The organism is Sorangium sp. So ce1036 (genome assembly GCF_051369805.1).
In the GTDB taxonomy this organism is placed as follows: Bacteria; Myxococcota_A; Polyangia; order Polyangiales; family Polyangiaceae; genus Sorangium; species Sorangium cellulosum_F.
Genome location: NZ_JBBMOX010000001.1, coordinates 2051867 through 2064576 on the forward strand (window position 1 = coordinate 2051867; position 12710 = coordinate 2064576).

9 protein-coding genes are annotated in these 12710 nt (G+C 72.4%); 5 read left to right on the forward strand and 4 right to left on the reverse strand.

From position 1 onward, the window contains the following. Window positions 1-2: 2 nt before the first annotated feature. The 5 genes from WMF31_RS07725 to WMF31_RS07745 all read left to right on the forward strand — a co-directional run bounded on the left by WMF31_RS07725 (window position 3) and on the right by WMF31_RS07745 (window position 5641). Window positions 3-788 carry an HmuY family protein gene (locus WMF31_RS07725; protein WP_436601311.1) on the forward strand — a complete coding sequence of 262 codons (786 nt, stop codon included), beginning with the start codon at window positions 3-5 and terminating at the stop codon, window positions 786-788. Beyond that, on the forward strand, window positions 770-2350 hold the full coding sequence (locus WMF31_RS07730; protein ID WP_436601312.1) for an MXAN_6640 family putative metalloprotease: 1581 nt from the start codon (window positions 770-772) through the stop codon (window positions 2348-2350). The genes WMF31_RS07725 and WMF31_RS07730 overlap by 19 nt, the downstream gene beginning before the upstream one ends. 470 nt (window positions 2351-2820) lie before the next feature. Beyond that, the gene (locus tag WMF31_RS07735; protein WP_436601313.1) at window positions 2821-3720 is read left to right on the forward strand and encodes a hypothetical protein; all 900 of its coding nucleotides are present in this window, start codon (window positions 2821-2823) and stop codon (window positions 3718-3720) included. Between the two features lie 187 nt (window positions 3721-3907). Further along, the gene (locus tag WMF31_RS07740) at window positions 3908-5164 is read left to right on the forward strand and encodes a PAS domain-containing protein (RefSeq protein WP_436601314.1); all 1257 of its coding nucleotides are present in this window, start codon (window positions 3908-3910) and stop codon (window positions 5162-5164) included. Window positions 5165-5215: 51 nt separating this feature from the next. Continuing rightward, complete coding sequence (locus WMF31_RS07745; RefSeq protein ID WP_436601315.1) at window positions 5216-5641, forward strand: STAS/SEC14 domain-containing protein; 426 nt, start codon at window positions 5216-5218, stop codon at window positions 5639-5641. Here the strand turns inward: WMF31_RS07745 and WMF31_RS07750 are convergent. From WMF31_RS07750 to WMF31_RS07765, 4 genes are all read right to left on the reverse strand, one after another. After that, entirely contained in the window at window positions 5545-7290 is a 1746-nt protein-coding gene (locus WMF31_RS07750; RefSeq protein WP_436601316.1) for a S8 family peptidase, read from the reverse strand. The genes WMF31_RS07745 and WMF31_RS07750 overlap by 97 nt on opposite strands. Before the next feature lie 120 nt (window positions 7291-7410). Continuing rightward, entirely contained in the window at window positions 7411-8055 is a 645-nt protein-coding gene (locus tag WMF31_RS07755) for a hypothetical protein (protein ID WP_436601317.1), read from the reverse strand. A gap of 240 nt (window positions 8056-8295) precedes the next feature. After that, window positions 8296-10950, reverse strand: a complete 2655-nt coding sequence (locus WMF31_RS07760) for an MGH1-like glycoside hydrolase domain-containing protein (protein WP_436601318.1) — start codon at window positions 10948-10950, stop codon at window positions 8296-8298. A gap of 744 nt (window positions 10951-11694) precedes the next feature. Continuing rightward, on the reverse strand, window positions 11695-12666 hold the full coding sequence (locus tag WMF31_RS07765) for a GNAT family N-acetyltransferase (RefSeq protein WP_436601319.1): 972 nt from the start codon (window positions 12664-12666) through the stop codon (window positions 11695-11697). Window positions 12667-12710: the final 44 nt, after the last annotated feature.

Consider the following 12710-nt stretch of genomic DNA (forward strand, 5'->3'; position numbering starts at 1 on the left):
CCATGCCGTCGTCCTCCGCGCTCCTCGCCGCCGGTCTCGCCCTCCTCGCGCTCTGCGCCTGCGGCTCGCCCGCCGATCCGCCCGAGGGCGGCGCGGGCGCGGGGGGCGGCGCCGCGTCGGGGCTCGCGTGCTCGGAGCCGACGCCGGTGCCGTGCGAGGACCAGGTCTTCCAGCAGATGAGCCTCCAGTCGACCGTGGCGCCCGGCGAGGTGCGCAACGAGCCGGACGGCGCGGGGTTCCGCTCCTTCATCGACGCCACCGCGGGCGGCGCCTTCGCCTCCGATCCCGACGCCTACGTCTATGCGCGGTTCACGGACAGCGGCCTCGAGAAGGTCGAGATCTCCGACGAGGCGTCGCTCGGCTCGATGGACTGGGACATCGCCTTCCGGCGCTACGTGGTGCGCATCAACAGCGGCCACTCCGGGCCGTCCTGCGTCAAGGCGGCGCGGCTCCCGGGCACGCCGGGCTACGACACGATCGCCGCGGCCCCCGACGATCTGCGGCTCCGCACCGACGAGTATTTCACCGACAGCTGCGACCTCATCCCGGACGGCTCCGGGCTGGGGGCCCCCGCGACGGCGCTCTCCGGCTACTGGACTTACTCCCGCTGCGTGGAGATGAGCGGCACGGTCTACGTCCTCGCGCTCGACGACGGCCGGAGGCTCAAGCTGACCGTCACCCACTTCTACAGCGACGAAGCCCAGGCGGAGTGCAACGAGACGGGGGCGGTGTCGGTGGCGGACTCCGGCGCCGCCAACTTCCAGATCCGGTGGGCCTTCCTCCCGTGACGCCGCGCAAGGCCGGGTGTCGCTGCGCCGTCCGCGCCGCGGCCCTGCTGGCGCCGGCGCTCGCGGCGTGCGGCGCCGGCGAGCTTGACCCGGGGCCGCTCCACGGGCCCGGCGCCGCGCCGCTCGAGCGGCCCGACACGCGCGATACGCGCCTCGAGTACCGCTTCGATCCGGAGGACGCGGTCGAGACCTTCGCGTCGGCCTCCGGGAGCTTTCTGATCCATTTCGCGCGCGGGGGGCGCAATGCGGTGCCCGACGCCGACGCCGACGCGACGGGCATCCCCGATTTCGTCGAGGAGGTGGCCGCCATCTACGACGAGGTGATCGTCCATTACCGCGACGTGCTCGGCTTCCGGCCTCCGCGGAGCGACGAGGGCCTCTCCGACAACGGCGGCGATGGCCGGTTCGACGTCTACCTCGTCGACTTCACCGGGGTCGGCGACGGGGTGTTCCGCACCGACGCCTGCGCCGTGGGCGGCAAGGACCTCTGTATCGGCTTCATGACCCAGGAGAACGACTACCGCGATTACGACTACCCGTCGACGCGCACCGCGAACCGGATCCTCGGGAGCCACGAGCTCTTCCACGCCGTGCAGGCGGCCTACGACACCGAGCAGGGCACGGTGCTGTCGGAGGGCACCGCGGTCTGGGCGACCGAGTCGTTCGACCCCTCGCTGGAGGATTTCGAGGGCTTCATCGACGGCTACCTGGCGAACACCGATCGATCGCTCGACGTGCCCATGACAGGCCCCGTCGACGTGTTCAGCTACGGGAGCGCGCTGTTCTTCCAGTTCCTCGAGGAGCGTTACGGGGACGGCACGGTCCGCTCGCTCTGGGAGCGCGTCGAGGACGGCGCGGGCGGCGAGGCGGATCCGGTGTGGTTCGAGCAGCTCGACCCGCTGCTCTCGTCGCGGGCGCAGACGACGTTCGCCGAGGCGTTCGTGGAGTTCGCCGCCTGGAACCTGCTCACCGGCTCCTCCGCGGATCCCGAGCGCTCCTACGCCCACGGGGACGGCTACCGGGGGCTCCGCCTCGAGGACGTGGCCGCGCCCCACGCCGGCCGGCTCCGCGTCTTTCACGCGTCGGCGCAGTACTTCCGGGTGCGGCCCGGCGGTCGCGCGACCATGACCGCCGCGCTCGCGGCGCCCGCGGACGACCCGGCGCAGGCCGACGGCCTCACCCTGCTGCTCGCGGCGCGGCGCGGCGGCGCGTACGGCGAGATCGTGCGCGCCCGCGACGCCGCCGCGGGCGCGGAGCTCGTCGACACGGCCGGCGCCGAGGATCTGGCCGTGATCGTGGTGAACGGCCTGCAGGAGGGCGCGTCGCGCAAGCCGACGCTGTGCGTCGGCGCCGCGGACGAGGTGGCTGCGTGTCGGGCTTCCGTGGAAGAAGGGGCTGGCGACGCGGGCGGCGGCGGCGACGCGCCGCCCGGGGCCGGGCAGGGCGGCGACGACGGGTGTGGCTGCCGCGCCGGGCCGCCGCCCGGGGGCGGGCGCCATGCGCTCGGGGCCGCGCTGCTCGCGCTGGCCCTGGGCCGCAGGCGCAGGCGTGGGGCCGCGTGACCGCCGCACGCACGTGATCGCCCCACCCCCGTGCGGACAGCGGCGCTCTCGTCGACTCGAGCGTCGCGCCAGTCACGTGCCTCGATCGACCAACATTGGACGGTTGGACGCTCCGCGGCTTGATGCAGGGAAGCGTAGATGCCTCTCGATGGCGCCTTGGAACGCCCAGTCTGGCCGGAGATCGCTTTCGACAGGACATCCTCGTATCGCCGCGGCGATGCGAGGCCGGCCAGCCGCCGACGGTTGACGCAGGCCGGCCAGCGGCCGGCCAATGGCCGGCAAAACAGCCTATCCTCGAGTCCACCGATACAGGAATCGCGGCGAAACGGAGCGCCCGATCGAATGATATCGCGACCATGCAAACGCCCCGATCCGGGGGACGGCGCTCTGCCCGTGCGCCGCCCGTGGCAGGTCGATTGCATCGGCCCCCGCCGCCCGCGCCGATGCGGGAACCGGAGGAGGACAAGAAAATGAGCTCGAATCGTCTGTCGCAGTCCGCGAGCGCCACGTCCTGGTTCGACGGCAAGCCGCACATCCGCGTCTACACGCTGTCGGGAGACGGCAACGTAAAGGAGTCCTGCTGGGACGAGGACCACTGGTACGCGGGGGCGCTCACCGGAAAGTATTCGGCCATCTCCGCGCCGGGGGCGACCTCCTGGTACGTCGAAGGGCAGGTCCACATCCGCGCCACCTCGCTCGACGCGGGCAAGAAGACGGAGGAGTTTTGCTGGGACGGGGACGGCTGGTACCTCGGCGCCCTCTCCGACAAGTTCTCGGGCGTCTACGCGGCGACCTCGACCTCCTGGTGGGACGGCTCGAAGATTCACATCCGCGTCTATGCCTTGAGCTCGAACGGCAAGATCCAGGAGTTCTGCTGGGATAGCGGCCCAGAGGGCTGGTACCTGGGCGCGCTGACGAACGCGAACGTCGCCGCGGTGTCCACGCCGGCGGCCACCTCGTGGTGGGACGGGAGCCAGGCCCACATCCGCGTCTATTCTCAGTCCGCCGACAACAAGATCCAGGAGCACTGCTGGGACAAGGACCGGTGGTACGTCGGGGCGCTGAACGGCAAGTACACGGCCCAGTCCGCGCCCGGCGTGACCTCCTGGTATGCGGGCGGGAACATCAGCCTCCGCGTCTACGTGCTCGGGGACGACAAGCGCGTCCAGGAGTACTGCTGGGACAAGGACGGCTGGTACTCCGGGGCGCTCACCGACCAGTTCCAGGCGAACTGCGCGCCCGGCGCCACCTCGTGGCTGGAAGGAGGCCAGATCCACCTCCGCGTCTACAGCACCACGCTGACCGACGGCTTCCAGGAATTCTGCTGGGACAGGGACAGCTGGTACGTCGGCGCCTTCAAGGGGACCTGAGCCCCGTGCGCCCGCGCCTCCCCCGCGGCCGCATCAGGCAGAGGCGCATGAGGTCGCGCCGGTCCTCGGACCCCGGCGGGGATCCCGCCGGCCAGCTTCCGGAGAGCGGGTCGCGAGGCTAGGATGCTCGACGGATCGTCCGGCCCGGAGAGCGCCGGGCCGCTCATGTGGACCAGAAGGATCCCGAATGACCCCAGATCTCGATGGGCACAGCGCGCACCTCGGCGTCGACCCCGTGTCGCTCCTCTGCGCGCTCCCGGTGGCCGCCGCTGTCTTCGATGCGAAAGGAGCGCTCCGGTGCGCCAACCTCCGCCTGGAGCAGCTCCTCGCGGAGGGCGCGCTCCCCGCCTGGCCGGTGTCCCTCGCGCGCTCGCCGGCCGTCCTGCCCGCGTCGCCCGAGGGGCTCGCCGGCGAGGCGCAGGAGGTGCTCGCAGGCATCCGCGCGGTCCTCGAGGGCGCGCGCGAGCACGCCGGCATCGAGCTCCGGGGCGGCGCGCCCGGCGCGTCGTCCTGCGAGATCTCGGTCACGCCGCTCCGCGTCGACGGCGCGCGCGGCGCGCTCGTCTGCGTCTGCGGCCCCGCCGCGCCGTGCAGCAAGCCAGGGGCCGCGCCCATCGAGAGCTTCCTCGACACCATCCTCGACCACGTGCCGGTCTCGGTCCTCATCAAGGAGGTGACGGAATTCCGCATCACCCGGATGAACCGCCGCTACGAGGAGATCCTCGGCATGCCCCGGAGCGAGGCCGTCGGCAAGAACGTCTTCGATCTCTTCCCGCATCGACTGGAGGAGGCCAAGCGGCTCGATCGCATGGATCGGGACGTGATCGAGAGGGGCGAGATCGTGGACGTGCCCGAGGCGTACGTCGCCCAGCCGGCCGTGGGGGAGCGGTGGCTTCACATGGTGAAGGTGCCCCTCACCGACGCGCACGGCGTCACTCACTATCTCCTGACCATGATCGAGGACATCACGGAGAGGAAGCGCGCCGAGGTGGCGGTGCAGAAGGAGCTCGCGTGGCTCGCGACGCAGCGGAAGCTCCTCGACGTCATCCAGGAGCTGTCCACGCCGGTCATCCCGGTCCACGAGGGCATTCTCGTGGTGCCCCTCGTGGGGACCATCGACTCCGCCCGCGGCGCCCAGCTCCTGGAGATGCTGCTCCAGGGCATCGAGCGCCACCAGGCCGCGACGGTGCTCCTCGACATCACGGGCGTGCCGGTCCTCGACGCCGATGTGGCCGCCCGCCTGCTCCAGGCGACGCGGGCCGCCGCGCTCCTGGGCGCCACGTGCGTCCTCGTCGGGGCCTCCCCCGACGTCGCCCGCACGCTGGTGGCGCAGGGGATCGACCTGGGCAACCTCCTGACGCAGCGCGATCTCCAGGCCGGCATTCGTTATGCCCTCGCGCGCCAGGGCAGGGCGATCGTCGCGCAGCGGGGCGCGCCGGGCTGACCTCAGCACCGCAATTTCGTCTCCAGTCACGCGGTAGTAGCATGTCTCGGCATGAGCGAGCTCGGCCCCAGGAACGCGCATTTCGACCTTCGTGAAGAGCCCGACGGCATCCTGCGCATGGAGCTCCGGGGCGATGCCTCGGAGGACATGATGCGCGAGATGGCCGCCGTGTTCCGGCGCATGGCGGAGAGCGGCCGCGAGATCCTGTTCCTCGTCGATCTGCGCCGCGTGGGGGCCATCCCGGCGTCGGTCCGCAAGGTGGCCGCGGAGGAGATGCGCAGCGCGCGCGTCGACTCCGCCGCGCTCGTCGGAGCGAGCTTCTCGGTGCGCGTCCTCGTGACGCTCACCACGAAGGGCGTGCAGCTCGTGACCGGGAAGTCCTATCCGCTGGAGTTCTTCGAGGCGGAGCGCGAGGCGCGCGCGTGGCTGCTCGCGCAGCGCGACGCGCTCCGGGAGAGGCGCGGCCCGGGCGCCTGACCGAGGCGCGGCCCGGGCGCCTGACCGAGGCGCGGCCCGGGCGCCTGACGCGACCCCTGGCCGGGCCGCGCCGGCCCCGCCCGGCGCCGGCGCAGCAGCGCGGCCGCGCCGAGGGACGCGGCGGCCACGTGGAGGAGCCCTCGGTGGCGCCCGGCCGGCGGCGCGCCGGCGGCCGCGCACGCGCAGCCGGCCTGCTCCGCCTCGTCCCCGTCGGCCTTGCCCTCTCCCGCCTGGGCCGGCGGCGGGTCGTCCCCGAGCACCTCCCGGAGCGCCGCGACCGGATCGATGATCCCGTGCCCGAAGACCGGATCGTGCCCGCGCTCGTCCGGGAGGGCGTACGGCGCCGGCCGCGCCGTGCGGATCAGGATCTCGTAGAGCTCGCCCGCGGTCCGCTCCGGCGCCGCGCTCACGAGCAGCCCCGCGATGCCGGCCGCGACCGGGCACGCCGACGAGGTGCCCCCGAACAGCGACGTGTAGTCGGTCGGGGTATCGCCCTCCCTCCCGGCGATGTCGGTGGTCAAGGTCCCTGTCGGCGCGACGAGATCGATCGAGTCGCCGCGGTTCGTGAACGGCGTCGCGTCCTCCAGGTGGTTGACGGCGCCCACGTTGAGGACGCCCCGCACCGCCTGGAGCTCGTCATCGCCGAGCTCCCGATCCTCGTTGCCCGCGGCGAAGAGGACGAGCGCTCCCTTCCCGTCGCGCCCGGCGTCGAACAGGTGATCGATCGCCTGCTCGACCACCCTGGGCACGGGCAGCTCGTCGGCGTAGCCCCAGCTGTTCGACACGACGGAGGCGTTCACCTCCAGGGCGAACTGGAACGCGTCGACGGCGGCGGAGATCGGCTGCTCCTCGCCGTTCAGCAGCCGCACGCACCGCACCCTGCAGGCGGGGCAGCCGCCCGCGATGCCCTCGCCGTTGTCGGTGTCCGCCGCGACCAGGCCCGCGCAGGCCGTCCCGTGGTTCACGCTCGGCTCGCCGGGGTGGTAGGTGGGGTCGTCATCGCCGTCGATGACGTCCCGCCCCGGATCCATCTTCGCGGCGAGGTCGGGGTGGTCGAGATCGCAGCCGTTGTCGATCACGACGATGGATGTCGCCTCGTCTCCCTGCGTGCGCCCCCAGGCCTCCTGCATCCCGAGGTCGTCGAAGTACCATTGGCCGGGCAGGCGCGGGTCGTCGGGCGTGAACGGCGCGCCGTGGGCCCGCAGGCGGAGATGGAGGTCCGGCACCGCCGCGCGGACGCCGCCCGCGCGCGCCGGCCCGTCGAGGCGCGCGGCGACGTCGAGGCCGTCGCCGCCGCCGCTGTCCCGCACGAGCCACAGCCCGATCGCGGGCATGAGCGGCCGCACCACCTGCACGCCCGCCGCCGCGAGCGACGCCTCGGCGCCGGGCTCGATCTGCACGATCGCGGTCGCCCCCACGCTCGCCTGCACGGCCCGGCCGTCGGCGTAGCGGAGCCGCACCGGCGCGAGCGCGCGCCCCGCCGCGTCCAGCCGGGCCGGCCCGAGCCGCTCGACCGCGACGCGCCGCTCTCCGTCCATGAACCACGACGCCCCGGGCGCGGCGGGCGCGCCGGCGAGCGCGTCCCCCGTCCCGGCCACCCCCCCGAGGAGCGCCGCCGCAATGAGCACGTTCGACAGCCCGCGTCGCATCGCTCTCCCTGACCTCGATCTGTGCGGCACTGTACCATGCCGCACATCGACCGCGGGCGACCGGTCACTCCGCCTCCCGCGCGACCAGGGACGAGCCCGGGCGATGCGGCGCTGCCGGCGCTACCCCTTCTCGGCGCCCCGGATCACCATCGAGTGGAGCAGGTCCATCATCCTCGCGAGGTCGTCCCGGACCGCCCCCGGGGGGAGCGTCGCGAGCCGCGTGCCGACCCGCTCGAGGAACTGCTGCCGGGCCCTCTCGAACCCCGGCGCGAGCTGGTCGTGCAGCGCGCAGGTCACGAGCTCCTGATCGAGCTGCCGCCAGAAGAACTTGCCGTCGCCGGTCGCGGGGCAAGGCCTCCCCGTGAAGCCGACCACCGTCCTCGCCCCCGCGCCGAGGAGCCGCTCGAACAGCGGACCGCTGGCGGTCTCGGGACAGCAAAAATACAGGATGCGACCGCGCGCCCAGAGCTCGATCTCCTGATCCGGGCACTCGTGCGACACCAGGATGCCGTCGGGGGAGTCATCGTCGATGACGCTGCTCGGCCTGCCGTGGGACGACACCACGACCGCCCGGAAGGGGTTGCCGGCGCCCTCGGCTCGCCCGATCTGACGGAGGATCCTCCGCCGCTCCGCGCTCGCGCGCCCGAACGGCACGATCGAGAACTGGTCGCCCATCCGGCTGTAGAGCGTCGTCCGGCCGGACGCGAACCACGCGCTGTCGATGTCGAAGGATGTGTCGATGGAGAGTACCGGTCGAGCAGTCATTCTACCTCCCTCGAAGGATCGTTGCGTGGCGTCGAACCCCTGCCCGCGATCGCGACGCGAACAGCCCGACCGACTACGGTAACACCCGGCAGGGGAATCCCCACCGCGAAAATCGCCTTTTCGCCGGACAGGTCTCCTCGTTCGCTGCGGCGGATTGCGCCGATTCCCCGCCTCGGACCGAGATCTCCGGACATCCGCTCACCTTTCCGCGGTGTCGTCGCGGCGCGCGCCCCGCGGCGTTCACGCCGGGCGCCGGTTCGCGCAGCCTTCGATGAAGCGGGCGGCGAGCGCCGTCCAGCCCGTCTGATGGCTGGCCCCGACCCCGCGCCCGTCGTCGCCGTTGAAATACTCGCTGAAGAGCACGAGATCCTTCCAGTGAGGGTCCGAGGCGAAGCGCGGGTCGGCGCCGTGGCACGGCCGGGAGCCGTCCTGTCTCGGCAGGAACAGCGAGGCCAGTCGGCGCGACAGCTCGCCGGCCACCTCGTCGAGGGTCATGAAGCGGCCCGAGCCCGTGGGGCACTCCACGCGGAGCGTGTCCCCGTAGAAATGGTGATACCGCTCCAGCGCCTCGACGAGCAGGAAGTTCAGCGGGAACCAGACCGGACCTCGCCAGTTGGAGTTGCCGCCGAAGAGCCCGGTGTCCGAGTCTCCCGGGGTGTACGCGACCGTGTAGACCTCCCCGTTCACCTGGAGCGAGTACGGGTGATGCAGGTGATGGCGGCTGAGCGAGCGCACGCCGTACGGGGACAGGAGCTCCGACTCGTCGAGCACGTAACGCAGCGCCCGCTGGAGCCGCTCCCGCGACGGCACGGCGAGCAGCCGGCGCCCGTGGTGCCCCTCGAGGTACGCGATGTGGCGCGCGAGATCCCGGCGGTTCTCGAGGAACCAGCTCATCCGCTTCCGGAAGCCGGGCAGGCGGTTTATCGTCTCGTCCTCGAGGACCTCGACCGCGAACAGCGGGATCACGCCGACCATCGATCGGGTCCGGAGCGGCACCACGCGGCCGTCCACGTGGAGCTGATCGTAGTAGAAGCCGTCGTGCTCGTCCCAGAGGCCGCTGCCCCCGAAGGAGTTCATCGCGTCCACGATGGCGATGAAGCGACCGAAGAACGTGGTCGCCATGTCCTCGTACACCGGGTCCTCGTGCGCGAGCTCGAGCGCCATGGACAGCATCGTGCCGCAGAAGAACGCCATCCACGCCGTCCCGTCGGCCTGCTCCAGCGTGCCGCCCGTCGGCAGCGCCCGCGAGCGGTCGAAGACGCCGATGTTGTCGAGCCCGAGGAAGCCGCCGGAGAAGAGGTTGTTGCCCTCCTCGTCCTTGCGGTTGACCCACCAGGTGAAGTTGAGCAAGAGCTTCTGGAACACGCGCTGGAGGAACGCCCGGTCGCGCTCGCCGCGGCGCGCCGCGATCTTGTACACGCGCCACGCCGCCCAGGCGTGGACCGGCGGGTTGACGTCGCCCAGCGCGAACTCGTAGGCAGGCAGCTGCCCGTTCGGGTGCATGGTCCACTCGCGGAGGAACAGGAGCAGCTGCTCCTTCGCGAACGTGGGATCCAGCCGGGCGAACGGGATCATGTGAAACGCGAGGTCCCACGCCGCGTACCAGGGGTACTCCCACTTGTCCGGCATCGAGATCACGTCGCGGTTGTAGACGTGCTTCCAGTCGGCGTTGCGCCCGTGCTTCCTCGACTCCGGCGGCAGGATCGGCGGATCCCCCTCCAGCCACTCGCCGACCACGTAGTGATAGAACTGCTTCGACCAGAGCAGCCCCGCGTACGCCTGGCGGACGACCGCGCGCTCCTCGGGGGGCAGGCCCGCGGGCGCGATGCTGTCGTGGAAGTCGTCCGCCTCCGCGATGCGCGCGTCGAAGATCGCGTCGAACCCCGCGCCGAACGGCGCCTCGGGGGCCTCGCCTTCGGCCACGAGCCGGAGCCTCAGCACGACATGGCCCCTCGCGGGCACGCTCAGGCGGTAATGCGCCGCCGCCTTGGTGCCGCGCTTCGCCGGGTTCACCGCGCCCTGCGCGCCGCGGATGATGTGCTCGTGGAAGGCGTCCTTCCGGTAGGGCGATCGGGACGCCGCGCCGAAGAGCCGCTCGGCGTTGGTCTCGTTGTCGGTGAAGAGCAGCTCCGGCTCGCCCTCGGCGTGGAGCCTCATCCTGCCGAGCGCCTCGTGCTCCGCGCAGACGACGCCCGCCGCCGCCTGCCAGAGCTCCGGCCGCCGCCCGGAGTACCCCTCCCCGGTTCGATTCCACGACCAGGTGTTCCGGAACCAGAGGGTCGGCAGCACGTCGATCGACGCAGGCTCCGAGGACCGGTTGTGGATCGTGACGCGGATCAGGAGGTCGTCCGGAGATGCCTTTGCGTACTCGACCTGGACGTCGAAGTAGCGGTCCTCGTCGAAGACGCCGGTGTCGGCGAGCTCGAATTCGGGCTGCTTCCGACCGCGGCGCCGGTTCTCCTCGACCAGCCACCGGTAGGGGAACTCGGCCTGCGGGTACTTGTACAGGCCCTTCAGGTAGGAGTGCGTCGGCGTCGAGTCGACGTAGAAGTAGCACTCCTTGACGTCCTCGCCGTGGTTGCCCTCCGGGCCGGTCAGGCCGAAGAGCCGCTCCTTGAGGATGGGGTCGCGGCCGTTCCACAGCGCGAGCGCGAAGCACAGCCGGGCCTTTCGGTCGCAGATGCCGAGCAGGCCGTCCTCGCCCCAGCGGTAGGCGCGGCTCCGGGCCTGGTCGTGGGGAAAATAGCTCCAGCAGTCGCCGTGAGCGGAGTAGTCCTCCCGCACGGTGCCCCACTGGCGCTCGGAGAGGTACGGGCCCCAGCGCTTCCACTGCGCTTGCCGGTTCGCGTCCTGCTCGAGTCGCTCGTGCTCGATGGTTCGTCGGTGCTCGCCCATGGAGGCCAGAGAACATCCAATGCGATCGACAAATGCAAGGGCCGGGTGACGACCGGCCCCGCGCGGGCGGGAGGTGGTCGCGTTCGGGGGGCTCACCGGAGGGGCTTTCGTGCAGGCGGGCCACAAAAGGGGCCCGCCGGAGCGCAAGCCCCGGAGGTGAGCCCCCCGAACGCGACCACCTCCCGCCGCCGATCGGTCCTACGCCGCGGCGAGCGCGGGCACGCTCCGCGCGCGTCGCGCCGGACGCCGCGCGCTCGGGAGGATGGTCCCCCGCGCCGGAGGCGCCCACGCCGAGCGCACCAGAGCGCGCCCGCGCGCCGCGGAATTCCCCTCCGGGGGCGTGTCATCGCGCTTCCCGGGAGCGAGCTGAACGGCGCATGATGATGTTGCGGTGTCGGAGCACAGCGGCGCTCGAGCGGATGAGCACGTCGAGGTGCCGTGGGGATCTCGAAGGCTCGGTGCTCGAACGGATGAGCACGTCGAGGTGCCGTGTGGATCTCGAATGTTTCGACCGAGCTCCGCTCCTGTCGGGCCCTGACGGAGCGCCGGCGTCGGGGAGACGCGGCGCGGATGAGGGAGCCCCTGACCCACGTCTCGGTCGGGCATGTGCCGCGCTGCCCTCCTGCGGTCCGTACGGGCGATCCTGGACGCCGCGGCGCCGCGGAGGTCACGGTCGGGGGCGCCCCGCGGCGGCGAGAGATTGGTGGCAGTGGCCGGGATGGCTGCCTGTGCCTCGCCCCGGTCTCAGACGATCTCGAGGTTGGTCACCTCGGCGTCGCCCCACGGTCCCCCGGGTTGCCCTCCCGGGGAGCGCACGACGAACGCGTCGAACGTCGCGCCCGTCGGCCGCGCGCCGGCCGGCCTGAGGTGCTCCGGGGGGAGGGCGGCGAGGTTCGGCGCGCTCACCGCCGGCACGGTCGCCTGTCCGGCGAACGCCTCCGAGGTCGCGCGCAGCACCGCCGCGACCCGATCGGCGGTCGGCTCGGGCAGGAAGATCGCGTCGACCGTCGGCACCAGCTCGATCCCGCGGGCCGTCGCGATCTCCGACAGGAACACCGCCGCGGCCCCCACCGTCCGGCCTGCCTCCTCGACCCGCAGCAGCCGGCGAGGCCGCGGATCGCGCAGGCTGTGCTCGAGCTGCGCCGCGTCCGGCGCCGCCCAGAGCACGCGCTCGTCGCGGCACGCCGCCATCGCCGCGAGCACGTCGTCGAGGTCCGCGGCCGGCGCGGCGCCGGCCCGCGGCGGCGCGGCGCCGGCCCTGGGCACGAACCCGTGGTTCTGGCACGCGGCGAGCCGCTTCATCGAGAGCCCGGCCCGCTCCACCGCCTTGGCGAGCAGGTGTTGCGCGGGCGCGGAGCGCGCCTCCACGAACACGACCGTCGGCAAGCCGGACGCCCGGACGCCGGAGAAGACCTCCGCGTACAGCCTGCCCGCCAGCCCCTGTCCCCGGAACTTCGGGCGCACGCTCAGGAACGAGAGCAGATACCCGTCCGACGTCACGCCCCGGAAGCGGAAGCGGCGCGGCGCGACGCCGATGAAGCCGGCCGGCTCACCGCCCTCGCGCGCGAGCACGGCCAGCGGCGCCGCGCCGGGGAAGCCGAGCTGCCATCTCAGGTAGTCGGCCGTGTAATGGAGGACGGGAGGCGGCCAGGCCTCGCGCAGGACGAGGCTGGCCTCCTCCGCCACGGCCAAGGGATCGACGCGCTCGATCTGCATGACGTGCGAGCCTCGCAGGAACGCGCCGGAAAGGGAACAGCCCA